Source organism: Variovorax paradoxus (genome assembly GCF_040544635.1).
Classification (GTDB): Bacteria; Pseudomonadota; Gammaproteobacteria; order Burkholderiales; family Burkholderiaceae_C; genus Variovorax; species Variovorax paradoxus_R.
Map to the genome: position 1 here is coordinate 1 of NZ_JBEPKJ010000006.1, position 24,219 is coordinate 24,219.

The window sequence follows — 24,219 nt, forward strand, 5'->3', positions numbered from 1 at the left end:
CCGTCGCCGCCGCTGCCGGGGGCCCCGGTGCCGCCCGCGCCGCCGCCGCCGGCCCCGCCCGCACCCCCGGCGCCGCCGAGGATCTGGCCCGTGTTCACCACAGTCACCGCGCTGGGGCCCGCCAGCGTGAGGCCGGCCCCGCCGGCGCCGCCGCCGCCGCCCGCGGCGTTGCTGCGCGCCGGCAGCAATTCAGCGCCGCCCGCGCCGCCGGCCCCGCCCGCGAGGGTGCCGCTGTGGCTGAAGCCCAGCCCGGGCGTGGTGGCGCGCAGGAACAGCCCGGCGCCGGCGCCGCCGCCGCCGCCGCCCTGGGAGTAGGCATCGCCGCCCTGGCCGCCGGCCCCGCCGGTGAAGACGCCGCTGCTGGAGAAGGTGCTGGAGAGCGGGTCGAGCAGCGTGCCGCCGTGGCCGCCGGCGCCGCCGCCGCCCGCGGCCCAGTAGCCGTGGCCGCCCGCGCCGCCCGCACCGCCGGTGGCATTGCCGGTGGACACCGTGGTGGCCGGACTCATTGCCTCGCCGATCTGGCCGCCGCCGCCACCGCCGCCGTAGCCGTGGGGGCTGGCCTGGGACTGGCCCGCGCCGCCGGCGTCGCCCTGCCACACGCCGGGCAAGACCTGGGTGGTGGAGGCGCCGGCGGCGCCGCCCGCCCCGGGGGTGGCACCGCCGAAGCTGCCGATGTCGGCGGCGGAGCCGGCCGTGGGGCCAGCCTCGGTGGAGGCGCCGCCGTCGCCGCCGTGGGCGTTGACGGTGCTGTCGTTGAGGCCGCCCGTGCCGCCCTGGCCGTCGCTGCCGCCTGCGCCCGCGTGCAGGGTGAGGTCGCCCACGGGCTGGCCGCCGGCGCCGCCCGCGGCGCCGGCGGGCAGCGCCGCACCGGCGGCCAGCAGCAGCACCGACACGGCGATGGCGTGCAGGTGCAGATCGCCCAAGGTGGGGGCGCGGCTGAGGACATTGCCGCGGGCACCGCCACTGCTTGCCGACCGGGCGTGGCCACGCGAGTGTTCGGGTGCAGCGACCCATGCGCCGAGCGACGAATTCCAGAGGGTTCGGAATACTTTGTTCATGGCTTTACCTTTACGCGGCGTGTTCCCGATGACCTGCCAACGGGAGGCGTCGCCCTTGATCCGCATCGGACCGCAAGCGTTCTGCCGTGAGGCCACTGTAGAAATTGCGCCGCCCGCGGGCATGAGCGATGCGCCCCTTCTCCAGGGAGACAAACGCCCCCGACCGTCCTTCTGCAGACCATGACAAAGCGCCTGCCGATGCGAGCAGGCTTGCCTCTCGTCCTACAGGCACCGCGCCGCCCAGCCCCCAGGATCAGGTCATGAGCAAATTGATCCTTGCAAGCGTGAGCGTGGCCGCATGGTGCGCAGCCGCCGCCGCAATGGCGGAGCCGGTGAAGGTGCCTGTCGACAGCGACGAGAAGGGCACCGTCTACGTGGCGCCCAACGTCAACTCCACGGAAACCTCGGCCTACACCAAGGGCGGAATCGTCGGCGTGCAGCGGCCCGACGGCAGCGGCACCTACATCGGTACCGACACCTCCACGCCGCGGCCCACCTACTCGCTGGGTGCGAGCACGGGTGGCAACGTGTCGCTCACAGGCGGTGTGTTGAGCGACGGCAAGAACAACAACGGCGTGAAAGCCGGCGTGACCATCAAGTACTGAGATTCAGCCACTGATATTCAGCCGCGGCGTGCGCCGGGCTTTCCGCTCAACCGATCAGCCGATCGGTCAGACCAACGTGCCGTACACGATGAATCCGTCGTGCGACGCGACCTTGTCGTACAGCGTGCGCCCGGCGGTGTTGGTGACGTGCGTCTGCCAATACACGCGGTGGGCGCCCACGCACTTCACGTGCGCGCACACGCCTTCGATCAATTGCCGCCCCACGCCGCGGCCGCGTTCCGACGGCAGCGTGAACAGGTCCTGCAGGTAGCAGTTCGGTTCGATGCGCGTGGTGCTGCGGTGAAAGAGATAGTGGGTGAGCCCCACCAGTTGCCCGTCGCGTTCGGCCACCAGCGCGTGCACCGGCTCGTAGGCATCGAAGAAGCGCTGCCAGGTTGCCTTGGTGATTTCGTCGGGCAACGCGGTCGGGCCCTCGCGCTCGTAGAAGGCGTTGTAGCCGTCCCAGAGCGGCTTCCATGCCGCATAGTCTTCCGGCGCCGGCGGGCGAATCAGGAGAGAAGAGGAAGAAAGAGAAGAGGTCGTCATGCGTCAGCTGCCTGCACGTTGAAAACATGCGATTGCAACACGACTCGGCTCGGCTCAGCGTCCGAAGAAAGGATTCAGCGCTTCTTCTTCGGCAGGCGATGGATTCGTTCGACCTGCCGCTGCAGCGGTTCGCGGGGCTGAAACGGCGGCGTCCTTGCGCGGCGTGGAAAGGGCGCATGCAGTCGGCGTCACGCCCCGCAGCGGCGGTATGGGCGGAAGCACAGGCGGTTCTCCGGCCGGACCCATCGACCGCTCGAGAAAGTCGAGCATCGTGCGCATTGCGGCGCTGTTGTGCCGGCGCTGCGAATAGGCGGCATACAGCCAGTGGTCGTGCGGCATGTGCTCGCGCAGCACCGGCACCAGAGCGCCGCGCTCCAGGTGCGACTGCGCCAGCGGCTCGGGCACATAGGCCACCCCCGCACCGCGCAACGCCAGTTCGATGAGCGCGACGGCGTCATTGGCTTCCATGCGGCTGTGCACCTGCACGTCGACCGGCTTGCCCTTGGTCTCGAAGGGCAGGTGCGTGGTGGGCTTTACCGAATAGCTCAGCACGTCGTGGCGGGCCAGGTCTTCGGGCACCTTGGGAATGCCGCGCTGGGCCCAATAGGCCGGGCTGGCGCAAACCACCATGTCGAACGGCACCAGCCGGCGCACGATCAGGTTCATGTCGTCGATGCGCCCACCCGTCAGGTGAATGTCGATGCCTTCCTCGATCAGGTCGATCTCGCTGTTGGTGAACACCAGGCTCACGTACACGTCGGGATAAAGCTTGATGAACTCGGCGATCACGTCGGAGAGCCAGCCCGCAATCAGCCCATGCGGCGCGCTCATGCGCAGGCGCCCCTGCGGGTGCGAGCCATGGGCCTGCAGGTCGTTCAGCGTGTTCTCGGCCATGGCAACCAGCTCGGCGCTGCGGTCGAGCAGCACCTGTCCGGCGTCCGTCAGGCTCAGCGAGCGCGTGGAGCGATTCAGCAGGCGAACGCCGCTGCGCTCCTCGAGCTCGGCCACGTAGCGGCTGACCGTGGCTTTCGACATGCCGAGCGAAATGGCTGCGCGGGAGAAGCTGCGCCGGAACGCCACTTCGCGGAATGTTTTGATGAGATCGAGGCCGTCCATGGTGGCTGCATTGTTTCAGTTTCTCCAAAACGCCGCAGAGCGGGGACAACAAGGGCGGTGCGGCCGACGTATGCGGCCGCACTTCACTTCATGCGCGTGCCCCGGCTTATACCGACCGGCCGTCGAAGTGCGTGACGGGAATCGCCTGCAGGTCGATGCCCTCGATGCAACGGATGTTGATGGCTGCCATCGGCTCGCCGGATGGCGCCTTGGCTTCCCCGTAGGGGTGAATGCCGCAGACGGGGCAAAAGCGGTGCTTGATGGCGTGCTTGTTGAAGAGATAGGTGCTGGCGTCTTCGTCGGGCGTGAGCAATTGCATGTTGCTGCGCGGCACGAACCACATCAGCGTGCCCTTGCGCTGGCACATGGAGCAATTGCAGGACATGGCCGAGGCGATGTCGCCCTCGGCCTCGAACTTGATGCGGCCGCAGTGGCAGCTTCCCTGGTATTTCATGCGGGGTGTCCTCTCATCCAATAGTCAACCATTAAGTTGAGTATTGATGGCTGCGGCGGCATTGTCAAGGCCCGCGCCGGAAAACGGCGCCGGCGCTGCCTCTTATTCCGCAGCGATGCCCGCGGCCTTGATGATCTGGCCCCAGCGGCTGAGTTCCGCCAGCTGGAAGCGTGCCAGTTCATCGGGGGTGGAGAGCGCGGCTTCCATGCCGGCCTGCTCGACGAGCTTTTGCACCGCGGGTGTTTCGATGGCGCGGTGCATGAGCGCGTTCAGCCGCTGCACGACGGGAGCCGGTGTGCCCGCGGGCGCATAGAGCGCATTCCAGTAGCCGAACTCGTAGCCCGGCAGCGATTCGGCAACGGCCGGAACGCCCTGCACCAGCGGCAGGCGCTTCGGGCTGCTCACGCCCAGTGCGCGCAGCTTGCCCGCCTTGACGTGGGGGAGGGTGGTGGCAAGGTCGGCAATCATCAGGTCGGTTTGGCCTGCGACCAGGTCCAGCACGGCCGGCGGGTTGGCCTTGTACGGCACGTAGTTGAAGCGGGTGCCCGTCATCTGCTGGAACAGCTCGGTGGCCACCTGTGCGGACGAACTGCCCGAGCCGTAGTTGAGCTTGCCCGGCGCAGCCTTGGCGGCGGCAATCAGTTCGGCCACGTTGTTGGCCTTCACCTGCGGGTTCACCACCAGCAGCTGATAGCCCTTGGTCAGGAGCGACACCGGCGCGAAGTCCTTGATGGGGTCGTACGAGAGTTTTTTCTGCAGGTGCGGGTTGGCCGATTGCGTGGTGTTGGTGGTCATGAACACCGTGTAGCCGTCGGGCTGGGCACGCGCGACAAACTGCGCTGCAATGCCGCCGAAGGCGCCGGCCCGGTTGTCGACGATCACGGGCTGGCCCGTTTCCTTGGTCAGCTCCAGCCCGATGGCGCGCGCCAACCCGTCGGTGGCGCTGCCGGCGCTGGAGCCCACCACGATGGTGATGGGCCGCGCGGGAAAGTTCTGCGCGCTGGCGGCGCCGCAGAGCGGAAGGAGCATGGCAAGTGCCAGGAGCGATCGGCGATGGTTCATTGGTTTGTCCTTAATAGTTATGGAGAAAAAGAGAGAGCGGCAACTTCGAATCCGTGCACTGCCCGAAGAGATCAGCGCAGCAGATTCCAGCCCGACATGAGCGCATGCAGCTGCCGGTGCTGGTGGTCCGTCAGAGGCCATGCCGAAGGCGGGCGGGTTGCGCCGCAGTCGTTGCTCATCAGCTGCAGTGCGGTCTTCACCACGGTCACGTTGGTGCCGTTGTTTTCCTGGGCCCGAAGCTCTTCGAACGGCAGCATCTCGCCGATGAGCCGCATGGCCATTGCATGGTCGGCCGCCTCGAGCGCGTTGTAGATGGCCACCGAGCGCTCCGGCAGCACGTTGATGAGGCCCGAGGTAAACCCGCGCGCACCCACGGCGTAGAACGGCGGTGCCCACACCTCGGCAAGTCCGCCCACCCAGGCCAGCTTGCGGTCGGCCGTGCGGCGCATGGCCTCGGCCAGCACCAGCGGCGTGGGCGAAGCCCACTTCACGCCCACGATCTCGGGCATGCGGCACAGCGCCTCGATGGCGGCCAGGCCGATGTTCTCGTTGCGCAGGTACAGCACCATCGGCAAGCCATCGGCCGCTTCCGCGATCTTTCGCAGGTACGCCACCACGCCGCGCGGCGCAACGAAAGGGTCGGGGGGCTGGTGCACCATCAGCGCGTCGGCACCCGCCGCGCGCGAGGCCTTTGCAAGTGCGCAGGCTTCGTGAATGCTGCGGCCTACGCCGGCCAGCAGGGGCACGCGGCCCGCAATGCACTCGGCTGCCGCATGCACCATGCGCTCGGCCTCGTGCGCCTGCAGGCCGTAGAACTCGCTGGTGTTGCCGTTGGCAACCAGCACATGCACGCCGGCCTGCACGGCACGGTCGACCACCGGCTTGAGGGGCGCAACGCAAATGGTGTCGTCGGCGTCGAAGGGCGTCACCAGAATGCCGGAGATGCCGTTGAGTGCCTCGCGCAACGCGCGGCCTTGGAAAGAACTCATGTCGAATGCAGGAATGGAGAAAGGAATGAAACGCGGAGAACGGCTACTCTAGGAGCCACCGGCAACAGCGTCCAATCCATACATGGGATGCCGCCATTCAAGATTTGAATCGTGTTCCAGCTCACCCAACTCCGATGCTTTGTGGCCGTTGCCACCGAACTTCACTTCGGCCGTGCCGCCGCCTCGCTGAACATGACGCAGCCGCCGCTCACGCGGCAGATCCAGCTGCTGGAGCATGAGGTAGGCGTGCTGCTGCTCGAGCGTGCCGGCGGAAGCGTGCGGCTCACGCCCGCCGGCGCCGTGTTCCTGCGCGAGGCGGAAGACATCTTGCGCCGGAGCCAGGCGGCCACGCTGGCCGCGCGCCGCGCAATGCGCACCGATGCCGGCAGCGTGACCATGGGGTTCATTCCCGCGGCCAGCTTCACCATGCTCCCGCAGCTGCTGGCTACGGTGCGGGCCCGGTTGCCGGACGTGCAGGTGATGCTGCGCGAGATGCAGACCGCCGACCAGATCGAGGCCATCGGCGCCGACCGCATCGAACTGGGCATCGTGCGGCCGTTTGCGCCGCGCAGCTTTACCGAATCTGCCGCGATATTTCGCGAGCCCTTTGTGCTTGCGATACCCGCAGAGCACCCACTGGTGCAGCTTGAATCGATACCGCTGAGCGCGCTCGAAGGTCAGGCCTTCATCGAGTTCTGCCCGTCGGAGTCGCGCTACCTCTACGAGCTCGTCGCCGGGCGGCTGCGTGCCCAAGGTGTCGCGCCTGAAGTGGTGCAGACGCTGAGCCACACGCATTCGATACTGTCGCTCGTGGATGCGGGAGTCGGCGTGTCACTGGTGCCGCGTTCCGCGCAGAAGCTGCGCTATGCCGGAGTGGTGTTCAAGCCGCTGCAGGATGCGGACGGGCTCGATGTCGAAGTCCACCTGGCATGGCGCCGCGGCGGCCGGCACGGCGTTGCCGATACGCTGCGCGCGCTCATCCAGCAGGCTTATCCGGCCCCCGCAAGGCAGTAGGGCCGATAGCGCTGCTTACCTGGGCGCCGGCACTCGCCGAAGGACGTCGTCGTAAGGCGCAAGGTCGAGAAAGGCGATGACCTCGGTCGCGCGCCTGTCTTTCATCCGGAAAATCCACACATAGCTGTTGCTGTACGGCACGCCGTCGGCCGCGGTCGTGCTGCCGTCCCAGTGCACGACAACGTCGTTGCCGTTGGCCCAGATGTCTCTCACCGTGGGGCGGATGGGTGCGGCCAAGCGGTCCGCGAAGGGCTTCACCGCGCGATCCAGAAAATCCTGCCGGCCGCGGTAGGTTCCCGCGGCAGGGCTCGTTCCCTTGATGGTCCAGACCACGTCGGGCGACAACACGTCCTGGAAGAACGTTCGACCGCCTTGGGACCATTGCGTGAACGCCTCGGCGATGAACTGCCGATTGCGCTGCGCTGTCGGCTGCGGCGGATTGGCCAGCGCATCGAAAGAAAAAAGACCGCCGATGCCGAACAGTGCGGCCAGGGCGAGCGACCGCAGGCTGGAAAGATATCGTTGCGTAGTCATGCAAGACTCCTTGATAAAGCAGGTTGACGAACGGCTGAGAACTCCAGGGAAGTCTGCCGCCGCAGGGCCCGCAGCGGTAGCAAGCTTGTCCAGCTTTCTTGTACGATCCTCCGAGAAAGCGGGCCTTGCCACATTGGCCTCATTGCTCTTCCCATGACAGATTCGCTGCTCACGCTGAATGCCGGGTCGTCATCGATCAAGGTTGCGCTGTTCGATGCGGCCGGCGATGACGGCTCGTTGCCCGCCGCGCGCTGGTCGGGTGAGGCCGATGGGCTGGGCGCGGGCCTCAAGGCACGGTTGCGCGTGCAAGACGCAAGCGGCGGCACGCTGCACGATGCGGCGCTCGACGGCGCGCAGGCTTCGCACCAGGGCGCACTGGCCGCGCTGCTCGACTGGCATGCCCGGCAGGGCGAAGGCGGGCGCATTGCCGCGGTCGGGCATCGCATCGTGCATGGCGGAGTCAACTTCATGGCACCGGTGCGTGCCGACGAAGCCGTGCTTGCCGAACTGGCCGCGCTGGAGCCGCTGGCGCCGCTGCACCAGCCGCACAACCTTGCGGGCGTGCGCGCCGCCATGAAAGCCTTTAACGGCGTGCCGCAGGTGTTGTGCTTCGACACCGCCTTTCATGCCGCGCAGCCCGATGTGAACCGCCGCTTCGCATTGCCGCGTGCGCTGCACGATGCCGGTGTGCGCCGCTATGGCTTTCATGGGCTGTCCTACGAGTCCATCGTGGCGCAGTTCGCTCGACTCGCGCCCGAGCTCGCGCAACAACGCGTGATCGTCGCGCACCTCGGCAACGGGGCTTCGATGTGCGCGATGGCGCAGGGCCGATCGGTCGCGACGACGATGAGCTTTTCTCCGCTCGACGGCCTCACCATGGGCACGCGCTGCGGGCAGCTTGACCCGGCCGTAGTGCTCTACCTGATGCGCTCGCGCGGCATGTCGGCGGACGCCGTCGAGAAGCTGCTGTTTCGCGAGTCGGGCCTGCTGGGGCTTTCGGGCGTGTCCAGTGACATGCGCGAACTCGCGGCTTCCAAGGTGCCTACCGCCGCCGAAGCCATCACGCACTTCGTCGAGCAGGTGCTTCAGCACATGGGCAGCCTTGCCTCGGCGCTGCGCGGTGTCGATGCCATCGTGTTCACCGGCGGCATCGGCGAAAACGCCGCCGCATTGCGCGAGCGCATTCTCGAAGAATGCGACTGGCTGGGCGTGAACGTCGATGCGGCCGCCAACGCTGAAGGCGCAACAAGGCTGACCACGCCCGAGAGCCCCGTGAGCGCCTGGGTGTTCAAGACCGACGAAGAGGCCGTGATTGCGCGGCACACCGCGCGGGTGCTGCGCCAGTAGACGAGGCGTTCACTGCCTCGCTGATTCACGCCCAGATCGAAGCTGCCTTACGGCGTTGCTTCGAGAACGCCGTCTTTCGCCAGTCCTTCGCGCGGTTGCTTCTGCACCAGCCAGTTCGTCGCGACCAGCGCAAGAAGAACGGCCACCGCGGCGCAACCGAACACCGATTGCAGCCCGTGGGCGAGCGCGGCCGTCACGGCATCTGCCGCTGCACCGCGCGACAGTGCACCCGGTGGGGCAAGTTCGCGATTGACCAGATGCGCGAGCAGCGCTGCCATCAATGCCACACCCGCTGCGCCGCCAAGGCTGCGCAGCATGATGGGTGCCGCCGTGGCAATGCCCATGTGCTGCGCAGGCGATACGCGCTGCGCCACCACGGTGACGATCGGAAAGAGCAGCCCGAGCCCGAGTCCCAGCGGCAGCAGCGCGGCCGACAACGCCAAGGGCTTTGCAGGCAGCAAGTGCAGCACGCCCGCCATCAGGCCGAAGGACAGCAACATGAGCACGCAGGCTGCACGCGCTATTGAAACAGCGGGCCTCTGTGTGCGCAGCAGCTTGCCGCTGGTGACGGCCGCTACGGTGATGCCGGCCATCAACGGCAGCAGATGCCACGCGGAACCGGTGGGCGACAGGTGCAAGCCAATCTGTAGGTACTGCGGCAAGAACACCACCGCGGCGTAGAGCGCAACGCCGGTCGCCGTTCCGATGAAGCTGACGGCTGCATAGGCCGGGCGCGCGAACAGCGACAACGGCAGCAAAGGGTGCGCGGCTCGCTTTTGCCGCCAGACAAAAGCCAGTGTGAACGTTGCTCCCAGCACCAGCAAAAGCCACAGCGAAACGCGCTCTGGCAGGTTCAACTGGCCGCGCTGGGTGGCCAGTAGAAGCAGGACAAGAGCGGCCGTGAGCAGCACCGCGCCGAGCCAGTCGATGGCCATGCGCTGCCCCCCTTGCGTGGCCGGGGGCTGCGCGGCTGTCGGCTTCGATGGAAGGGTCGATGCAAGCACGCCCCAGGCCAGCGCCGCCGGCGGAACGTTCATCCAGAAAGCCCAATGCCACGACAGGTGCTCCACGAGTGCGCCGCCCATCAACGGGCCGAACATGGTCGAGACACCGTAAGCCGCGCCGAGCAGCGCCTGGTAGCGCCCGCGCTGTTCGGGCGCGAACAGGTCGGGAACGGTCAGCATGGCCAGCGTCATCAAGCCGCCGCCGCCCGCGCCTTGCAGCGCCCGCGCAAGCACCAGTTGCTGCACGTCCTGGCTCGCTCCGCAGGCCAGCGACCCGGCCAGGAACAGGCCGATTGCCAGCAGCAGCATCGGCTTCTTGCCCAGCACGTCAGCCAGGCGCCCGTACAGCGCAATGACCACCGTCGCGGCCAGCAGGTAGGCCGAGAACACCCATGCCAGCGGCCAGCCGCCCGGTAGTTCGCGTGAAATGACCGGCAGTGCAGTGGAAAGAATCGTTTGGTCGAGCGCCGCCAGGACGAGCGTCAGCACGAGCATGGCAAAGGGCAGCAGGGGCGAAGAGGTGCGCAGGGCTTTCATGAAACCGTTCGGTCAGAGCAAGGGGGCGCCAGTGTCCGTAGCCGCAATCTTTTTGTACAGTGCAACATATTGAACATATGATTTCGTATGGCGAACACATACGACCTCAATCTGTTGACCGCGCTCGATGCGCTGCTGTCCACCGGCAGCGTGACGGCCGCCGCCGCGCGCATGCACCTGAGCACGCCCGCCATGAGCCATGCCCTGGCGCGCATTCGCGAGTCGTTTGGCGATCCGATCCTGGTGCGTGCCGGCCGCAAGCTGGTGCCCACCCCGCGCGCCCTTGCGCTGGCAGAGCCCGTGCGCACCTTGCTCGCGCAAGCGCAGGCGTTGCGCGCACCGGCAGATGCGCAAAGCCTGGCGGCGGTGAGGCGGCGCTTCGTTGTGCGTGCACCCGAAGGCATCGCCGTGGTGTTCGGGGCCAGCGTGTCGCAGACGCTGGAAAAGGAAATGCCGCTGGCCTCCCTCCAGTTTCTGCCGGAAACCTACGCTGACCCTGGCGCATTGCGCGAAGGCCGCATCGACCTGGACGTGGGCAGCTTCAGGAGCACTGACCCTGAAACCGAAACCCAGGTGCTGTCAGAGCAAACATTGGTGGGCGCGGTGCGCGCTGGGCATCCGCTGCTCAAGGGGTTGAAGAAAACGCCGATGACGGCTGCCCGGTATGCCGATGCGCGCCACGTCGGTGTTACGCCGCGCCAGGGCGAGCCGTCGCCGGTGGATACGGCGTTGGGCCAGCTGGGCTTGCAGCGTCAACTGGCATTGCTGGTGCCCAGCACTTTTTCGGCATTGATTGCAGCCTCGCGCACGGAGCTTGTCGCCAGTGTTCCCGAGCGCACAGCTCGGAGCATGGCCGCTTCGCTGGGCCTCACCATTTTCGAGTTGCCTGTTGCGGTGCATTCGGAGCCCTTGCGTATGGCTTGGCACCCGCGTCACCACGTCGATCCGGCGCATCGGTGGCTGCGCGAAAGCATTCGGCGGCTGCTCGGCGACCGGCACTGGATTGTGCCGTCCGTCACGTCGCTGACCGGCGCTGCGAAGAAGCGCGTGGTGTGAACGAGGCCGTGTGGCGTCAAGCCTGGAAGTTCAGCCTGAGCCCCGGCGTCGGCCAGTCGTCGATGGCAATCAGCCGTCCGCTGCCCGACAGCGTGACGTAGGCCGTGCGCATGTCGCGCCCGCCGAAGCAGATGTTGGTGGTGTAGCGGTCAGGCAGCGGCACGTGCTCGCAGGTGCTGCCGTCCGGCGCGACGATGGTGATGCCGCCGTGCAGCAGCGTGGCCACGCACAGGTTGCCCAGCGCATCCGCCGCCATCGAATCGAAGCGCTGGTAGTGCCCGCCCGGCGATGCGCACAGCATGCGGCCGCCGTGGGGCGAAGGCCAGCCGTCCTTGCGCACCCGCCCCGGCGCCGTGATGTCGAAAGCCCAGAGCCGCGCGCCTTCGGTCTCCGCGTAATAAAGCGTGCGGCCATCGGGTGACAGCGCGATGCCGTTGGGCGTCATGGCCGGCCGCGCGACGGCATGCACAGCGCTGCCGTCGCTGTGGCCGTAGAACACGCCGCCGCGGTCCATGTCGCGCTCGCGCGTCTTGCCCAGGTCGGTGAAGTAGAAGCCGCCCTGCGCGTCGAACACGATGTCGTTCGGCCCGCGCAGCGCGCTGCCGTCGACGGTGTCGTACAGCCGCTCGGCGTGGCCGGTGGCAAGGTTCACGCGCTCGATGCGGCCGCCCGAATAGTCTTCGGCCTGGCCCGCCGGGCGGTGGCAACCGTCGGCCTCGGTGTGCCAGCGAAAGCCGCCGTTGTTGCAGACGTACACCGCGCCGTCCGGCCCCATGGCGGCGCCGTTGGGGCCGCCGCCCAGGTCGGCCACCACCTGCACCAGCCCGTCGTGCCGTACGCGCGTGAGCGTGCCGCGCGCAATTTCGACCAGCAGCACCGAGCCGTCGTCCATGGCAATGGGCCCTTCGGGAAACTGCAGGCCGGTGGCGAGTTCGCGGATTTGCATCGGAGGCCCCTTTTTCTTTGCAAGGCCACCGAGTTTGCTTCTTCCCGGCTACTTCGTCATGCCTGAATGGGCGTGAGCAGTTTGTCGGGCGTGATGGGCAGGTCGCGCACGCGTCGCCCGGTGGCGTTGTACACCGCGTTGGCAATGGCGGCGGCCACGCTGGTAATGCCGATTTCGCCCACGCCCTTGACGCCCATGCGGTTGACCCGCGTGTCGGTTTCGGGCGCAAAGAGCACCTGCACGTCGCCGATGTCCGCGTTCACGGGCACGTGGTAGTCGGCCAGCGTGCGCGTGACGAAGTGGCCGCTGCGCTCGTCGAGCACCGACTCTTCCATCAGCGCGTTGCCGATGCCCCAGACCACACCGCCGATGATCTGCGACGCCGCGGTCTTGGGGTTGAGAATGCGCCCGGCCGCAATCACCGCCAGGTAGCGCGGCACGCGGACCAAGCCCAGGTCTTCGTCGACCCACACTTCGGCAAAGTTGGCGCCGAAGGCGTAGTGCGACCAGGTGGCGATGTCCGCACCCGGCGCGGCCGTGTTGCTGGCGCGCCATTCGTTCAGCTGGGCCGCCTGCAGCAGCTCCGCCACGCTGGGCTCGCGCACGAAGCGCAGGCTCACCTTCTCGCGCAACTGCTGCTTGGCCACTTCGCAGACCGCAAGCGCCGCGGTGCAAAAAGTGTTGGCGCCCCAGGAGCCGCCCGAACCCGGCGTGGGCGGAAGCGCCGAATCGCCGAGCCGCACCTCGACCTTGTCGAGCGGCAGCCCCAGCGTTTCGGCGGCGGTTTGCGCAATGACGGTGTAGCTGCCGGTGCCCAGATCGGTCGCGCACATTTCCACCACCGCCCGCACGTCGCGGCCGCTGCGCGTGAGCAGCAGGTTGGCCGAGGCGCCGCGGTGCGGTGCGCCGCGGGATGCGGCGCTCATGCCGTAGCCCACGAGCCAGTGGCCCTGCCTGCGGGCGCGCGGCATCGGGCTTCGGTTGCTCCAGCCGAATTTTTCGGCGCCGATGCGCATGCATTCGATGAGCGATCGGCTGCCGAAGGGCTTGCCCGTGTCCAGGTCGGTCTTTACGTCGTTCCTCGCGCGCAGCTCCACGGGGTCGATCTTCAGTTGCTCGGCAAGCTCGTCCATGGCGGATTCGAGCGCAAAGCTGCCCGGTGCCTCGCCTGGTGCGCGCGTCCACTTCGGCGTTTGCACGTTGAGGCGAAAGGCCCGGTGGGTGACCTGCGAGTTCGGCACGTTGTACATCATCCGCGAGATGACGCCGGTCTGCTCCACGAACTCTTCGTGCACCGAAGTGTGGGTGACGGTGTCGTGGCCCAGCCCCGTGAGCCGGCCACCCGCGTCGGCACCGAGCCGCATGTGCTGGCGGTTGTGCTGGCGCAGGCCGACCACCATGAACATCTGCTGCCGCGTGAGCACGTGCTTGACCGGCCGCTTCACCATGCGCGCGGCCAGCACCGTGAGCATGGCGTTGTCGCGCGTGAGAATCTTGCTGCCGAAGCCGCCGCCCACGAAGGGGCACACCACGCGCACGTTCTCGCGCGGAATCTCGAAGGTCGATGCAATGGCGGGGACGGCCTCGCTCACCATCTGCAGCGAGTGGTGCACCGTTACCTTGTTGTCGCCCTCCCATACCGCGACGGTGGAGTGCATCTCCATCGGGTGGTGGTGCTCGATGGGCGTGTTGTACACGGCATCGACAGTGCCCGCCGCGGCCTTGAGGCCCTGGTCGACATCGCCGCGCCGCGTGTCGGTCTTGTAGCCCGCGTTGATGGCGGCCGGCGCGTAGGCGTTGCGCACGTTGGCATCGAAGCCGATGCGCGGCTCGGCCGCGTCGTAGCTCACCTTCACCAGCGTGGCCGCATGGCGCGCCTGCTCGATGGTCTCGGCCACCACGAAGCCGATGAGCTGGCCGTGGTGGTGAATGACCGTGTCCTGCAGCAGCGGCGTGGCGCGCGTGAAGCGGTTCTGCGGCGTTTCGGGCGGAGGCGGCGGCATCTTCGGCGCGTTCTTGTGCGTGAGCACCAGCAGCACGCCGGGCGCTTTTTCTGCCGCCGTGGTGTCGATGTCGCGCACGCGCCCGGCTGCAACAGTGCTGCCCAGCGAAACGCCGTGCACCAGCCCCGGATAAGAAAACTCGGCCGCATAGCGCGCCTGGCCGGTTACCTTCAGGCGGCCGTCCACGCGGTCGACCGGCTGCCCGACGAGGGGGAGGGCTTGTCTGTTCATGCGGTGCTCCTGCTCGTGGTTTCCAGCGCGCGCACCACGGCACGCTTGGCCAGTTCGATCTTGAAGCGGTTGTGCTCGAAGCCCGTGGCACCGGCCAACGCGGCTTCCGCCGCCTGGCGGAACAGCGGCATGCCGGGCTCGGCGCCTTGCAGCAGGGCCTCGGCCTCGCGTGCGCGCCATGGCATGTGGGCCACGCCGCCAAGGCAGATGCGCGCCTGGCGGATGCGGTTGCCCTCCATGTCGAGCGCAGCCGCCACCGACACCAGTGCAAAGGCATAGCTGGCCCGGTCGCGCACCTTCAGGTAGTGCGAGCGCTGCGCAAAGCGGGCGCTCTCGGCCGGCAGGTCGATGGCGGTGATCAGCTCGCCCGGCGCAAGGTTGGCATCGAACTCGGGCGTGTCGCCCGGCAGGCGATGAAACTTCGCAATCGGAATGGCCCTGCGGCCCGATGGCCCCTGCAGCTGCACCACCGCATCGAGCGCATGCAGCGCCTGCGCCATGTCGCCCGGGTAGCAGGCAATGCACTTGGGGCTGGTGCCCAGCACCGCATGGTTGCGGTTGAAGCCCTGCAGCGCGCTGCAGCCCGTGCCCGGTTCGCGCTTGTTGCAGGGCTGGGTCACGTCGTAAAAGTAAGGGCAGCGCGTGCGTTGGCGCAGGTTGCCGCCGTTGGTCGCGGCATTGCGCAGCTGGCCCGAGGCACCCGCAAGAATGGCTTGCGCCACGAGCGGGTAGCGCGCGCGCAGCTGCGGGTGGTTGGCCGTGTCGCTGTTGCGCGCCAGTGCGCCCAGCCGCAGGCCGCCCGCAGGCTGCGCCTCGATGGCCGCCAGCGGCAGGCGGTTGATGTCCACCAGCTGGTCGGGCGCTTCCACGCCTTCCTTCATCAGATCGACGAGGTTCGTGCCGCCGGCCAGGAACCGGGCCCCCGGCTGGGCGGCCGCCTGAACGGCTGTATCTACGTTCGCGGCGCGGGTGAACGCGAAGGGTTTCATGCGCGGCTCCTTCGGCTGGCGCCCGCGCGGGGCATCAGGCTTACTTCGCGCACCGCGGCCACGATGCCGGGGTAGGCGCCGCAGCGGCAGATGTTGCCCGACATGCGCTCGCGAATTTCGGTGTCGCTCAGCTGCACCACCGGCCCCGTGCGCCGGACGTCTGCAGTGACATGGCTCGGCGCGCCTTGCCCGGCTTCGCGCAGCATGCCGACCGCCGAGCAGATCTGCCCCGAAGTGCAATAGCCGCACTGGAAGCCATCGTGCTTGATGAAGGCGGCCTGCATCGGATGCAGCTCGTTGCCGCGCGCCAGCCCTTCGATGGTCGTTACCTCCGCACCGTCGTACGACAGCGCGAGCGCTAGGCAGGAGTTGATGCGCCGCCCGTTGATGAGCACAGTGCACGCGCCGCACTGCCCGTGATCGCAGCCTTTTTTCGTACCCGGCAGCGCCATCTGCTCGCGCAGCAGGTCGAGCAGGGTCGTGCGCGGATCGACCTCCAGCGCATGCTGCTTTCCGTTGACGCGCAGGTTCAGCGCGACGGAGGAAGAAGAAGAGGGCGGCGCCGCATTGGAGCTCGCCGGTGCGGCCGCCGCCACCGAAGCCGCCATGGGCGCCGAGGCCAGAACACCGGCGATGCCGGTCGTTCCGCTTTCCGCAAGAAAGGCGCGCCGGGTCAGCTGGCCTGCGGGCGATGGGAGAAGAAGAGGGAGAAGTGAGGTGTCATCAGGCAAGCCATCGGACTGCCGTTCATCGGAAAGGATGGATGTCATCGTGTGTGGTAGCTGCTGAATGATTCTTCAGCTTAGCTATCGGCAACTTGTTGCAGGCATCGGTTTTTTTTATACCTGCGGGGTGCGCGTGAATGCGTGCGTCAATCCCCTCCGCACCCGCTGCGCTCGAGCACCGGCAGCAGCTGCGGCCCCAGTGACTTCAACAGTTGAGTCGGCAACGCACTCGTGAACCGGTAGCGGGCGGCGTACGGCTCGTTCACGTAGGCCATGATGGTGCCGAAGTAGCGGTCGCCGATCATGAATACGAAAGTAGCCGAGCGGCTGATCTTGCGCTCCGCGCCCGCCCGTCCGCCGCGGTGCCCATAGCGATGGTCGCCGGTGCCCGTCTTGCCGCCGATCTCGATCACGCGGCCGTTCGCATCCACCAGTGCGCCCTTTACGCGGCGTGCCGTGCCGTCTTGCACCACCTGGAAGAGCGCGCGGCGCACCGTCGAGGCCACCTCGGCGGGCAGCACCTGTTCGGCGCTTGCGTCGCGCTGCTCCAGCCGCGTTTCGTAGGGCGTGTCCCGCGCAAAGTGCAGTGCGCCGGCACGTTGCACCGGCCGCCGCACGCCGTCGTTGGCGATGATGCCCATCAGCTCCGCCAAGGCGGCAGGCCGGTCGCCCGATGCGCCGATGGCGCTTGCGTAAGACGGCGTCAGCGATTCGAACGGATAGCCCACGCGCTGCCACGAGCGATGAATTTCCGCAAAGGCGTCGAGCTCGACCAGCTCGCGCAGGCGCTTGTCCTGCGCGCTCTTGTGGCGTGTCTTGAAGAGCCAGGCGTAGACCTCCTGGCGTTCGCTTGCGCTTGCGTTCAGCACATCGGTCAGCGTTGCGCCGGGGTTGCGCCGCATGAAGCCGACCAGCCACAGCTCGAGCGGATGCACGCGCGCCACGTAGCCTCGATCGGCCAGCGACAAGCCGGCATAGGTGGTGCGCAGCGCTCGCAATGCGCGCGGCGATTCGGCGCCGCGGCCCAGCCGCTGCGTAAGCAACTCGTCGAGCCGTGCGTCGCTGGCATCGGGCTCGATCGTGAACAGCGCGCTCGCGAGCCGCGGCGCCGATGGCTTGAGGCCCCGCAGCAGCAGTGCCTCGGCGCCAGCGGGCGACTGGCGCTGGTACTTGCGATAGAAGCGGATGAGAAAGGCCGAGCCCTCACGGTCGGCAAAGCGCGCGAGCAGCTCGCGCCGGCGCGGGTCGGCAAGGTTTTGCAGCAGGTGCTCGGCATCGGATGCGCCGCCGAACATGCGGTGGCGCACCAGGTCGCGCATCAGGCGAATGAACACCAGGTTGACCGAATGCTTGAAGCCCTCGCGCACCGTGATCGATTCGCTGTTGCGCGAGCGCTCGAAATTTTCGAACTGGTGCAGGCCGCCGCCGGTGAAGAAGGCCTCGCCCGGGTTTGCCGAATACTTGCGCTCCATGGCCGCCTCGAGCATCGGCGTAAGGCGGCGATCTTTGGTGCGCTGCAAGTATTGCCGCGCCCACGCACCCAGCGGGTCGCGCGGGCTCGGCTTCAGCGCCGACAGCTCTGCAGGGCTCAGCTCGCCCCAGCGGCCATGCAGCTCGGCCACCAGCTCGAGGTAGCTCACCAGCGTGCGCAGCTTGGCGGTCGAGCCAAGGTCCAGCCGCGCGCCCTGGTTCACGTCGAAGGGCTGGTCGATGTTGTCGGCCTGAACGCGCAGCAGGTTGGCCTGGGCGCCGCGCTCGAACAGCGTAAAGCTGTAGATCAGCGGCGCCGGGTCGGCTCCCGCATCGAGCAGGTGGGGGCCGAACAATCCCGCTGCCTTGGCCGCGGCGGGCATCCGCAGGCCGGCCAGCACCCGCGCCGCGAGCGCCTGCGCTTCGCTGTCCAGGCTGGTTTCGGCCTCCAGGTCGAGCCGCTCCAGGTCGTAGGCGCGCGGCACATGCAGCAGCGTGGAGATGTGCGTGCGCAGCGCGGTCGCGGCCTTGCGCTGCACAAAGTCGGGCCGGGGCGTTGCCGGCAGTTCGGGGCGCAGGTGCAAGGGCACGGCCAATGCCGCATCGCGCAGCACGGGCGTGATCAGGCCCGCCTCGGCCATCAGCCGCAAATAGCTGTCGGTGAGCCGCGCCAGGCCCGTGCCGTCGCCGAGCAGGTGCTGCGACGGTCGGCGCTGCGCAATCATCAGCGACAGCGCCTGCTTGAAGGCCTCCGCTTGGTGCTGCAGCGCTTCGGGCGTGGGCGCCGCGCCCTCTGCGTTGTCGACGAGCAGGCGGTTCACTTCGCTGAAGTCGCGCCCGTACCAGGTCCACAGGCCGTCGCCCAGGCCGTGCACCTCGCCCATGCCCGGGCGCGCGGCCAGCGGCACGGTGTCGAGGTAGTCGACCACGATCTGGCGGCGCCGCGCCAGCGTGTTGTCGCCGTCCTGGTAGGCGCGCACCGAGGCCGACGCCATCTGGCGCAGCTTTTCGCGCACCGACGCGGTGCGGCCTTGCGGCGAATGGCGGTACTTTTCGATCTGCGTGGCCAGCGTGCTGCCACCCGTCGCCGTCCCGCCCGGGTTGAGCACCCGCAGCGCCTGCTCCACGGCGGCCTTGGCAAAGCGTTCCGGGTCGAGCGCGGGGTTGCGCTGCAGCGGCTCCGCGTCGAGCAGGTGGCGGTCTTCGACGAACAGCAGGGCGCTGACGAGCAGCGGCGGCACATCCTCGAAGCGCTCGTAGGCGCGCTTGGGCACGCGTGTGTGCAGCAGCGTCGCATTGCGGCAGTCGCGCACCGTCAGGCCGGCCTGGTTTTTCTCGCGGTAGGGCGTGAAGAGCCCGTGCTCCTGCAGCTCGATGAGCCGCGGCGACATGCGCGCCTGCCGGGTGACCACGTAGCCCTCGGGCTGCAGGCGTTCAATGAAATGGGGAAGATCGTGATAACCCATCCGCTCGTCATACGGCCCGGTCTGGGGAAAGCGGATGGCGTTGCTGGCACCGGCTTCGACCGTGTAGCCGGCACCGCCGGCAAAGTCGCGCCAGAAGGCCGATTGCAGCCGCGAAGTCTTCAGTTCGCTGACGACCGCGAACGCGGCGAGCGCACCCACGACGGTGAGCCCAGTTCCGATCCAGAAGACCTTCTTGAACCTTGTCATGCTCTGCCTCGCACACAGTCCGCAACGCGGATTCGTTCATGGCGATGATGCGCTTTTTGTAGCGCTTTGTGTTGCACATGAGGGGCTTCAAAGCGGGAGAACTACCTATGCGGGCTGCCGGCATGTCGGCATAAAAAGGCGGGTTTCCTGTCGATTCCCGATGGCGCGCGTAATCCTTTTTGCTAGTGCCTAAAGACTCTGGTGGGCTCGTCGTTACTTGACTATCTTTGGACATCGGCTGGCCGGTTCGCGAATGTGCATTCACTTCGTCGGGCCGACCGGTCTTCGATGTTGCAGCCAGCGATGGCGGCAATTGTTCAAGATGCCCGAAGTGGGCGCGATAAACCAGGGAGCGATCAATCATGGCAGTAGACATGTTCATGCGCGTTGAGGGCGCAAACGGCGAATCCAAGGACTCGAACCACAAGGACTGGACGGATATCAAGTCGTTTGCATGGGGAGCGACGCAGCCTGGAAACATGGTCAGCGGCGGTGGCGGCGGTGTGGGCAAGGCAAGCTTCAACGACCTGCAGGTGCTCGCACGCATCGACAAGGCGGCCCCGTCCGTCATGAAGAACTGCGCCAGCGGCAAGCACCTGAGCAAGGTCGAAGTGTCGGTGTGCAAGGCGGGCGGCTCGCAGATCGAATACACCCGCGTCACGCTCGAAGAAGTGCTGGTCACCTCGGTGCAGTACACGGCCGAGCAGGGCAGCGATGCGGTGCTGGTGCAGTTCGCATTCCAGGCCGCCAAGGTCAAGCAGCAGTACTGGGAACAGACCGACAAGGGCGGCAAGGGCGCTGAAACCGTGCTGGCCTGGAACATCAAGGAGAACAAGGAAAGTTGATTTCGCCCGGCACGACCTTCGGATGACCCGCAGTTTCATCGCCCACAGTACGCTGGGCGAGCGCCTCAAGTTCCGCTCGATGACGGGGCAGGAGCGCATCTCCACCCTGTTCGAGTCGCGCGTGCGGCTCGTGAGCGACATGCCCGGCATTGCGCCCGGCCGCATGCTCGGCGAGAACATGACCATCGAAGTCAACCTGGCCACCGAGCTGGGCGGGCCGGGCCGGCGCTTCCTGAGCGGGCAGGTCACGCGCTTTGCCAGTGTCGGCAAGGACGACGGCGACATGCACATGTACGAGGCCACCCTGCGCCCATGGCTCTGGTACGCCACGCGCCGGTCGGACTTCAGGATCTTCCAGTTCAAGACGGCCCCACAGATCCTGCAGGAGGTGCTCTCGCCCTACGGCTTCGTCATCGATGCCCGGCTGGGCGGCAACTACCGCACGTGGGAATACTGCGTGCAGTACGCCGAAACCGACTTCAACTTCGTCAGCCGGCTGATGGAGCAGGAGGGCATCTACTACTTCTTCTCGCACGCCAAGGACGGCCACCAGCTCGTGCTGTGCGACGGCCCCGACTCGCACGCCGAGCTGCCCGGCGGCCCGGTGCGGGTGCCGTACCACGCGGGCGTTCGCGCGGCGCAGATCCTGGAGCAGGACTTCATCGACACCTGGCATCACGCCGAGGACATCGCCAGCGGCCACTTCGCCGCCGACGACTACGACTTCAGGAAGCCCAACGCCAAGATCGACACCATGCGCCGCCAGCCGGCCGGCCACAGCCACGACAGCTTCGAGACGTACGACTGGCCCGGCGGCTACACCGAACTGGGCGACGGCGAGAACTACGCGCGCCTGCGGCTGGAGCAGTTGGCCGGACGCCGCGAACTGATCAGCGCCGAGGGCAACCTGCGCCACATGGCGCCCGGCTACCTGTTCGAACTGACGCGCCATCCGAACGCCGAGGACAACCGGCGCTACATGATCGAGGCGGTGAGCTACGACTTCCGGGAGAACGCCTTGCGCGTGGTCGGCGCCGTGGACGCGGCCTACAGCGAATCGACCAGCAGCACGAGCTACCGGCAGACCTTCGAGGTGCTGCCCGACAACGCGAGCTACCGCACCGCCCGCGTCACGCCCAGGCCGCGCACCACCGGTCCGCAGACCGCCGTCGTGGTGGGGCCGGCGGGCGAGGAGATCCACACCGACGAATACGGTCGCATCAAGGTGCAGTTCCACTGGGACCGCCACGGCCGGCGCGACGAGAACTCGTCGTGCTGGATTCGCGTGTCGCAGACCTGGGCCGGAAGCAACTACGGCGCCATGCACATCCCGCGCATCGGCCAGGAAGTGATCGTCGATTTTCTCAACGGCGACCCCGACCATCCGATCGTTACCGGCTGCGTCTACAACGCCGCCCAGATGCCGCCGTGGGAGCTGCCGCGCCACAAGACGCAGACCGGCTTCCAGACCAACTGGAGCAAGGGCGGCGGCGGCAAGCACATGCTGCGCTTCGAGGACAGCCGAGGCACCGAGCACATCGAGCTGTCGACCGACCACGGCAACACCCACCTGCACATGGGCTACCTGATGAACCAGGGCTCCGGCGTGCAGCGCAGCTACGGCTTCGAGCTGCGCACCAACGAGTGGGGTTCCATCCGCGCCGACAAGGGCCTGCTGCTGACCACCTACACGCAGGACCACGCACAGCGCACTTCGCGCGACAACCCCGACGGCCACGAGCACATGGGTGCCGCGCTCGCGCAAAGCAATGCACTGATGCAGGCCGCGGGCCAGGCCATCTCGTCCACCAAGGCGCTGGTCGGTGCGATCGCGCAGGGCAAGAACCAGACGCTCATGGGGCTGGTGCAGGGCGTGCAGGCCGCGGGCGGCCTCTCGCAAGCCATTGCCGCGCTGGCCGGCGGCGCATCGTCCGAGGCGGGCGTGTCCGACAACCCCGACCCGGCCATGGCCGACGCGCAGCACATGCTCGACCTGTCGCGCAAGATCGACAAGCCCGTCGTCTCCATCGTGAGCCCCGAGGGCCAGACGATGATCAGCCCCAAACCCATCGTCGTGAGTTCGGGGCAGAGCGTGTCGATGCGTTCGACCTCCGCAATGACGATGACCACCGGCGCGCAGCTCACGCAGCTCGCCGCGAAGGGCATGCTCACGCAGGTGAGCGAGGGCGGGCAGGTCAATGTGGTGTCGGATGGCGACATCGTCTCGCACGCGAGCGCGGGCGCCATCAACCTGGTGTCGAAGACCGACGCCTCGGTGACCTCCACCGCGAGCAACGCCAACCTCACCGGTCAGAAGTCGGTGCTGATCCAGGCGGCCGAGCAGGATGTGTTCGTCACGGCCAAGACGAGCATCTCGCTGATCTGCGGCAAGTCGTCGATCGTGCTGCTGGCGGATGGCACGGTGCAGATCAATGGCGTGAAGGGGCTGGTCAACTTCACGGGGGAGTTGGATCAGCGGGGCGGGAAGATCTTTTTGAACTGCGAGGCGCCGATCGGTGCGCCACCGCCCGAAGAGGAAGCGCTGGCCGTTCCCGCCGCACCGTCGGGTGCCGCGCCGGCCGCCCAGCCCGCCGCCACGAAAACCGCTGCAAAGCCCACATTCGCGCCGACGCCCGCGGAAGAGCCGCCCGTCACCGCCGCCAACCTCGCGGTCCCGGCATCGCCGGCCATGACGCCCGCGCAGGTGAACTTCACCGAGCACAACAACAGCTTCGCCCGGCAGTGGAACAACAGCTTTCCGAACGGCAAGAACCAGGAGCAAGCCAGCACGCTGGTGTCGGACAAGAAGGGCCGGGTGTCGCTCGTCAATCCGGTCTCGGGCGACTCCGGTTATGCCAGGCCGGATCTGTCGGTGTCCGGCGGCCAGCAGGTGCTGGGTGTCTTCCACTCCCATCCGAAGGGGACCTACACCGGCGTATCGCTGAGCGGCGGGGACGCGGGCTATCTCATCAACAACCAGCACAACGTCATCCTTGCCCAGAGCGGCGCCGACCAGTTCATGTACATGCGAACGGCCCGGACGCCGGCGTACGTCGATTCCAAGCTGCTCAACGCGACGCAGAACGCGAGGATCGCGGAGCTGATGAAAGAGGGGACCGGAAAGATGAACTTCCCCACGGCCACGCGCGTCGCCGCGCGCGAGACGGCCGAGAAGCTGAACCTGGCGTACTACCAGGGCAGCGGCGGCGTTCTCAATCGCGTGTCGCCGTGATCCCGATGACCCAAGACGAAATACTTGCCAACGAGACCGAGGTCATCCTCGGCGCCGCCGACGAGGCGATCGCCCGGCAGGACTGGGCCGCCGCGCGGCGGCATGTCGCGCGAGGCCTGGAGGCTATCGGCGATCGGTACCTGTCGCTCGCTGCCATCGACTCCACCGGCATGGCGCTGGTGCTGGCGGCCCATGAAGCCGGGCAGGGCCGCGAGCCGGACGCCGTGAACCTGCAACGTGATGTCCTGCATTCGCGCATCGTGCAACTGCGGGCGAAGGCACAAACCGCCGATGCGCCGCCATCTCCTTCTCGCTGACCACCCTATGCGCTACCACCTCAACGAAGGCCAGTTCGACATCCCCGACGACGGTCGCATCGACCGCTCGATGAACGTGCTCGCGATGCCCGACGGCTCGGGCACCACGCTCATCGTGAGCCGCGACGCGCTGCAGACGCAGGAAACGCTGGAGCAGTTCGTCACCCGCCAGATGCGCGACCTGACGCGGCAGGTGAGCCAGCTCAAGGAAGTGTCTCGCGGCGAGGTCGCCATCGGTTCGCCGATGCGGGACCTGCGCGGCATCGAGCTCGTCACGCAGTTCAGGCAGAACGGGCAGGCGCTGTACCAGCGGCAGGCGGTGTGCCAGCTCGCGGCTGCGAGCCGCAACGTGCTGATCCTCACGGCCAGCAGCGCCATTCCTTTCGACGCCGAAGCCCTGGCGATCTGGCAGCGCGCGCTCGCGAGCTTCCAGCCGCGCACCTGAAGCCGCCCACCTCGGTAACGC

The 24,219-nt window shown here is 67.5% G+C and carries 21 protein-coding genes; 8 read left to right on the top strand and 13 right to left on the bottom strand.

Annotated elements, in window-relative coordinates; all coding sequences use genetic code 11:
- Positions 1–1,058 (bottom strand): ESPR domain-containing protein (locus tag ABIC94_RS11535; RefSeq protein ID WP_354373157.1); only part of this gene is annotated, 1,058 nt, incomplete at its 3' end.
- A gap of 260 nt (positions 1,059–1,318) precedes the next feature.
- On the opposite strand from ABIC94_RS11535, the gene ABIC94_RS11540 reads away from it, so the two are divergent.
- Positions 1,319–1,663, top strand: coding sequence for a hypothetical protein (locus ABIC94_RS11540; protein WP_354373158.1), 345 nt, complete (start codon positions 1,319–1,321; stop codon positions 1,661–1,663).
- Positions 1,664–1,729: 66 nt separating this feature from the next.
- Here ABIC94_RS11540 and ABIC94_RS11545 read toward each other — a convergent pair whose 3' ends face one another.
- The 5 genes from ABIC94_RS11545 to ABIC94_RS11565 form a co-directional block, all read right to left on the bottom strand.
- Entirely contained in the window at positions 1,730–2,209 is a 480-nt protein-coding gene (locus tag ABIC94_RS11545) for a GNAT family N-acetyltransferase (protein WP_354373159.1), read from the bottom strand.
- A gap of 54 nt (positions 2,210–2,263) precedes the next feature.
- Positions 2,264–3,325, bottom strand: a complete 1,062-nt coding sequence (locus ABIC94_RS11550) for a LysR family transcriptional regulator (RefSeq protein ID WP_354373160.1) — start codon at positions 3,323–3,325, stop codon at positions 2,264–2,266.
- 106 nt (positions 3,326–3,431) lie between these two features.
- Positions 3,432–3,779 carry a GFA family protein gene (locus tag ABIC94_RS11555; protein WP_354373161.1) on the bottom strand — a complete coding sequence of 116 codons (348 nt, stop codon included), beginning with the start codon at positions 3,777–3,779 and terminating at the stop codon, positions 3,432–3,434.
- A gap of 102 nt (positions 3,780–3,881) precedes the next feature.
- Positions 3,882–4,841, bottom strand: coding sequence for a Bug family tripartite tricarboxylate transporter substrate binding protein (locus ABIC94_RS11560; RefSeq protein ID WP_354373162.1), 960 nt, complete (start codon positions 4,839–4,841; stop codon positions 3,882–3,884).
- A gap of 71 nt (positions 4,842–4,912) precedes the next feature.
- Complete coding sequence (locus ABIC94_RS11565) at positions 4,913–5,830, bottom strand: dihydrodipicolinate synthase family protein (RefSeq protein ID WP_354373163.1); 918 nt, start codon at positions 5,828–5,830, stop codon at positions 4,913–4,915.
- Positions 5,831–5,941: 111 nt separating this feature from the next.
- Between ABIC94_RS11565 and ABIC94_RS11570 the strand changes: the two genes are divergently transcribed.
- Positions 5,942–6,844 carry a LysR substrate-binding domain-containing protein gene (locus ABIC94_RS11570; protein ID WP_354373164.1) on the top strand — a complete coding sequence of 301 codons (903 nt, stop codon included), beginning with the start codon at positions 5,942–5,944 and terminating at the stop codon, positions 6,842–6,844.
- A gap of 15 nt (positions 6,845–6,859) precedes the next feature.
- On the opposite strand, the gene ABIC94_RS11575 is transcribed toward ABIC94_RS11570, so the two are convergent.
- The gene (locus tag ABIC94_RS11575; RefSeq protein ID WP_354373165.1) at positions 6,860–7,378 is read right to left on the bottom strand and encodes a nuclear transport factor 2 family protein; all 519 of its coding nucleotides are present in this window, start codon (positions 7,376–7,378) and stop codon (positions 6,860–6,862) included.
- Between the two features lie 153 nt (positions 7,379–7,531).
- On the opposite strand from ABIC94_RS11575, the gene ABIC94_RS11580 reads away from it, so the two are divergent.
- Positions 7,532–8,725 (top strand): acetate/propionate family kinase, encoded by a 1,194-nt coding sequence (locus ABIC94_RS11580; protein ID WP_354373166.1) that lies wholly within the window; start codon positions 7,532–7,534, stop codon positions 8,723–8,725.
- Positions 8,726–8,772: 47 nt separating this feature from the next.
- On the opposite strand, the gene ABIC94_RS11585 is transcribed toward ABIC94_RS11580, so the two are convergent.
- Complete coding sequence (locus tag ABIC94_RS11585) at positions 8,773–10,266, bottom strand: MFS transporter (RefSeq protein WP_354373167.1); 1,494 nt, start codon at positions 10,264–10,266, stop codon at positions 8,773–8,775.
- 87 nt (positions 10,267–10,353) lie between these two features.
- Between ABIC94_RS11585 and ABIC94_RS11590 the strand changes: the two genes are divergently transcribed.
- Complete coding sequence (locus ABIC94_RS11590; RefSeq protein WP_354373168.1) at positions 10,354–11,322, top strand: LysR family transcriptional regulator; 969 nt, start codon at positions 10,354–10,356, stop codon at positions 11,320–11,322.
- A 16-nt stretch (positions 11,323–11,338) separates the two neighbouring features.
- Here ABIC94_RS11590 and ABIC94_RS11595 read toward each other — a convergent pair whose 3' ends face one another.
- From ABIC94_RS11595 to ABIC94_RS11615, 5 genes are all read right to left on the bottom strand, one after another.
- Entirely contained in the window at positions 11,339–12,268 is a 930-nt protein-coding gene (locus tag ABIC94_RS11595) for an SMP-30/gluconolactonase/LRE family protein (protein ID WP_354373169.1), read from the bottom strand.
- Positions 12,269–12,324: 56 nt separating this feature from the next.
- A complete protein-coding gene (locus ABIC94_RS11600) occupies positions 12,325–14,502 on the bottom strand; it encodes a xanthine dehydrogenase family protein molybdopterin-binding subunit (protein ID WP_354373170.1) in 2,178 nt (725 codons plus the stop codon).
- Complete coding sequence (locus tag ABIC94_RS11605; protein WP_354373171.1) at positions 14,499–15,491, bottom strand: FAD binding domain-containing protein; 993 nt, start codon at positions 15,489–15,491, stop codon at positions 14,499–14,501. The genes ABIC94_RS11600 and ABIC94_RS11605 overlap by 4 nt, the downstream gene beginning before the upstream one ends.
- Positions 15,488–16,261 (bottom strand): 2Fe-2S iron-sulfur cluster-binding protein, encoded by a 774-nt coding sequence (locus tag ABIC94_RS11610; protein ID WP_354373172.1) that lies wholly within the window; start codon positions 16,259–16,261, stop codon positions 15,488–15,490. The genes ABIC94_RS11605 and ABIC94_RS11610 overlap by 4 nt, the downstream gene beginning before the upstream one ends.
- 101 nt (positions 16,262–16,362) lie before the next feature.
- Positions 16,363–19,359, bottom strand: a complete 2,997-nt coding sequence (locus ABIC94_RS11615; RefSeq protein ID WP_354373173.1) for a transglycosylase domain-containing protein — start codon at positions 19,357–19,359, stop codon at positions 16,363–16,365.
- 362 nt (positions 19,360–19,721) lie between these two features.
- Between ABIC94_RS11615 and ABIC94_RS11620 the strand changes: the two genes are divergently transcribed.
- From ABIC94_RS11620 to ABIC94_RS11635, 4 genes are read left to right on the top strand one after another with little or no spacing between them, the layout of a single operon-like run.
- The gene (locus ABIC94_RS11620) at positions 19,722–20,204 is read left to right on the top strand and encodes an Hcp family type VI secretion system effector (protein WP_354371198.1); all 483 of its coding nucleotides are present in this window, start codon (positions 19,722–19,724) and stop codon (positions 20,202–20,204) included.
- Positions 20,205–20,226: 22 nt separating this feature from the next.
- On the top strand, positions 20,227–23,436 hold the full coding sequence (locus tag ABIC94_RS11625; protein WP_354373174.1) for a type VI secretion system Vgr family protein: 3,210 nt from the start codon (positions 20,227–20,229) through the stop codon (positions 23,434–23,436).
- Between the two features lie 5 nt (positions 23,437–23,441).
- Entirely contained in the window at positions 23,442–23,753 is a 312-nt protein-coding gene (locus ABIC94_RS11630; protein WP_354373175.1) for a hypothetical protein, read from the top strand.
- 7 nt (positions 23,754–23,760) lie between these two features.
- Complete coding sequence (locus ABIC94_RS11635) at positions 23,761–24,198, top strand: DcrB-related protein (protein WP_354373176.1); 438 nt, start codon at positions 23,761–23,763, stop codon at positions 24,196–24,198.
- Positions 24,199–24,219 lie beyond the last annotated feature (21 nt).

What these genes read in the sequence shown, in the direction of transcription:
- ABIC94_RS11540 (WP_354373158.1), top strand. Translation starts at nt 1,319, where the DNA reads ATGAGCAAATTGATCCTTGCAAGCGTGAGCGTGGCCGCATGGTGCGCA.
- ABIC94_RS11545 (WP_354373159.1), bottom strand. Translation starts at nt 2,209, where the DNA reads ATGACGACCTCTTCTCTTTCTTCCTCTTCTCTCCTGATTCGCCCGCCG.
- ABIC94_RS11550 (WP_354373160.1), bottom strand. Translation starts at nt 3,325, where the DNA reads ATGGACGGCCTCGATCTCATCAAAACATTCCGCGAAGTGGCGTTCCGG.
- ABIC94_RS11555 (WP_354373161.1), bottom strand. Translation starts at nt 3,779, where the DNA reads ATGAAATACCAGGGAAGCTGCCACTGCGGCCGCATCAAGTTCGAGGCC.
- ABIC94_RS11560 (WP_354373162.1), bottom strand. Translation starts at nt 4,841, where the DNA reads ATGAACCATCGCCGATCGCTCCTGGCACTTGCCATGCTCCTTCCGCTC.
- ABIC94_RS11565 (WP_354373163.1), bottom strand. Translation starts at nt 5,830, where the DNA reads ATGAGTTCTTTCCAAGGCCGCGCGTTGCGCGAGGCACTCAACGGCATC.
- ABIC94_RS11575 (WP_354373165.1), bottom strand. Translation starts at nt 7,378, where the DNA reads ATGACTACGCAACGATATCTTTCCAGCCTGCGGTCGCTCGCCCTGGCC.
- ABIC94_RS11580 (WP_354373166.1), top strand. Translation starts at nt 7,532, where the DNA reads ATGACAGATTCGCTGCTCACGCTGAATGCCGGGTCGTCATCGATCAAG.
- ABIC94_RS11585 (WP_354373167.1), bottom strand. Translation starts at nt 10,266, where the DNA reads ATGAAAGCCCTGCGCACCTCTTCGCCCCTGCTGCCCTTTGCCATGCTC.
- ABIC94_RS11590 (WP_354373168.1), top strand. Translation starts at nt 10,354, where the DNA reads ATGGCGAACACATACGACCTCAATCTGTTGACCGCGCTCGATGCGCTG.
- ABIC94_RS11595 (WP_354373169.1), bottom strand. Translation starts at nt 12,268, where the DNA reads ATGCAAATCCGCGAACTCGCCACCGGCCTGCAGTTTCCCGAAGGGCCC.
- ABIC94_RS11600 (WP_354373170.1), bottom strand. Translation starts at nt 14,502, where the DNA reads ATGAACAGACAAGCCCTCCCCCTCGTCGGGCAGCCGGTCGACCGCGTG.
- ABIC94_RS11605 (WP_354373171.1), bottom strand. Translation starts at nt 15,491, where the DNA reads ATGAAACCCTTCGCGTTCACCCGCGCCGCGAACGTAGATACAGCCGTT.
- ABIC94_RS11610 (WP_354373172.1), bottom strand. Translation starts at nt 16,261, where the DNA reads ATGACATCCATCCTTTCCGATGAACGGCAGTCCGATGGCTTGCCTGAT.
- ABIC94_RS11615 (WP_354373173.1), bottom strand. Translation starts at nt 19,359, where the DNA reads ATGACAAGGTTCAAGAAGGTCTTCTGGATCGGAACTGGGCTCACCGTC.
- ABIC94_RS11620 (WP_354371198.1), top strand. Translation starts at nt 19,722, where the DNA reads ATGGCAGTAGACATGTTCATGCGCGTTGAGGGCGCAAACGGCGAATCC.
- ABIC94_RS11625 (WP_354373174.1), top strand. Translation starts at nt 20,227, where the DNA reads ATGACCCGCAGTTTCATCGCCCACAGTACGCTGGGCGAGCGCCTCAAG.
- ABIC94_RS11630 (WP_354373175.1), top strand. Translation starts at nt 23,442, where the DNA reads ATGACCCAAGACGAAATACTTGCCAACGAGACCGAGGTCATCCTCGGC.
- ABIC94_RS11635 (WP_354373176.1), top strand. Translation starts at nt 23,761, where the DNA reads ATGCGCTACCACCTCAACGAAGGCCAGTTCGACATCCCCGACGACGGT.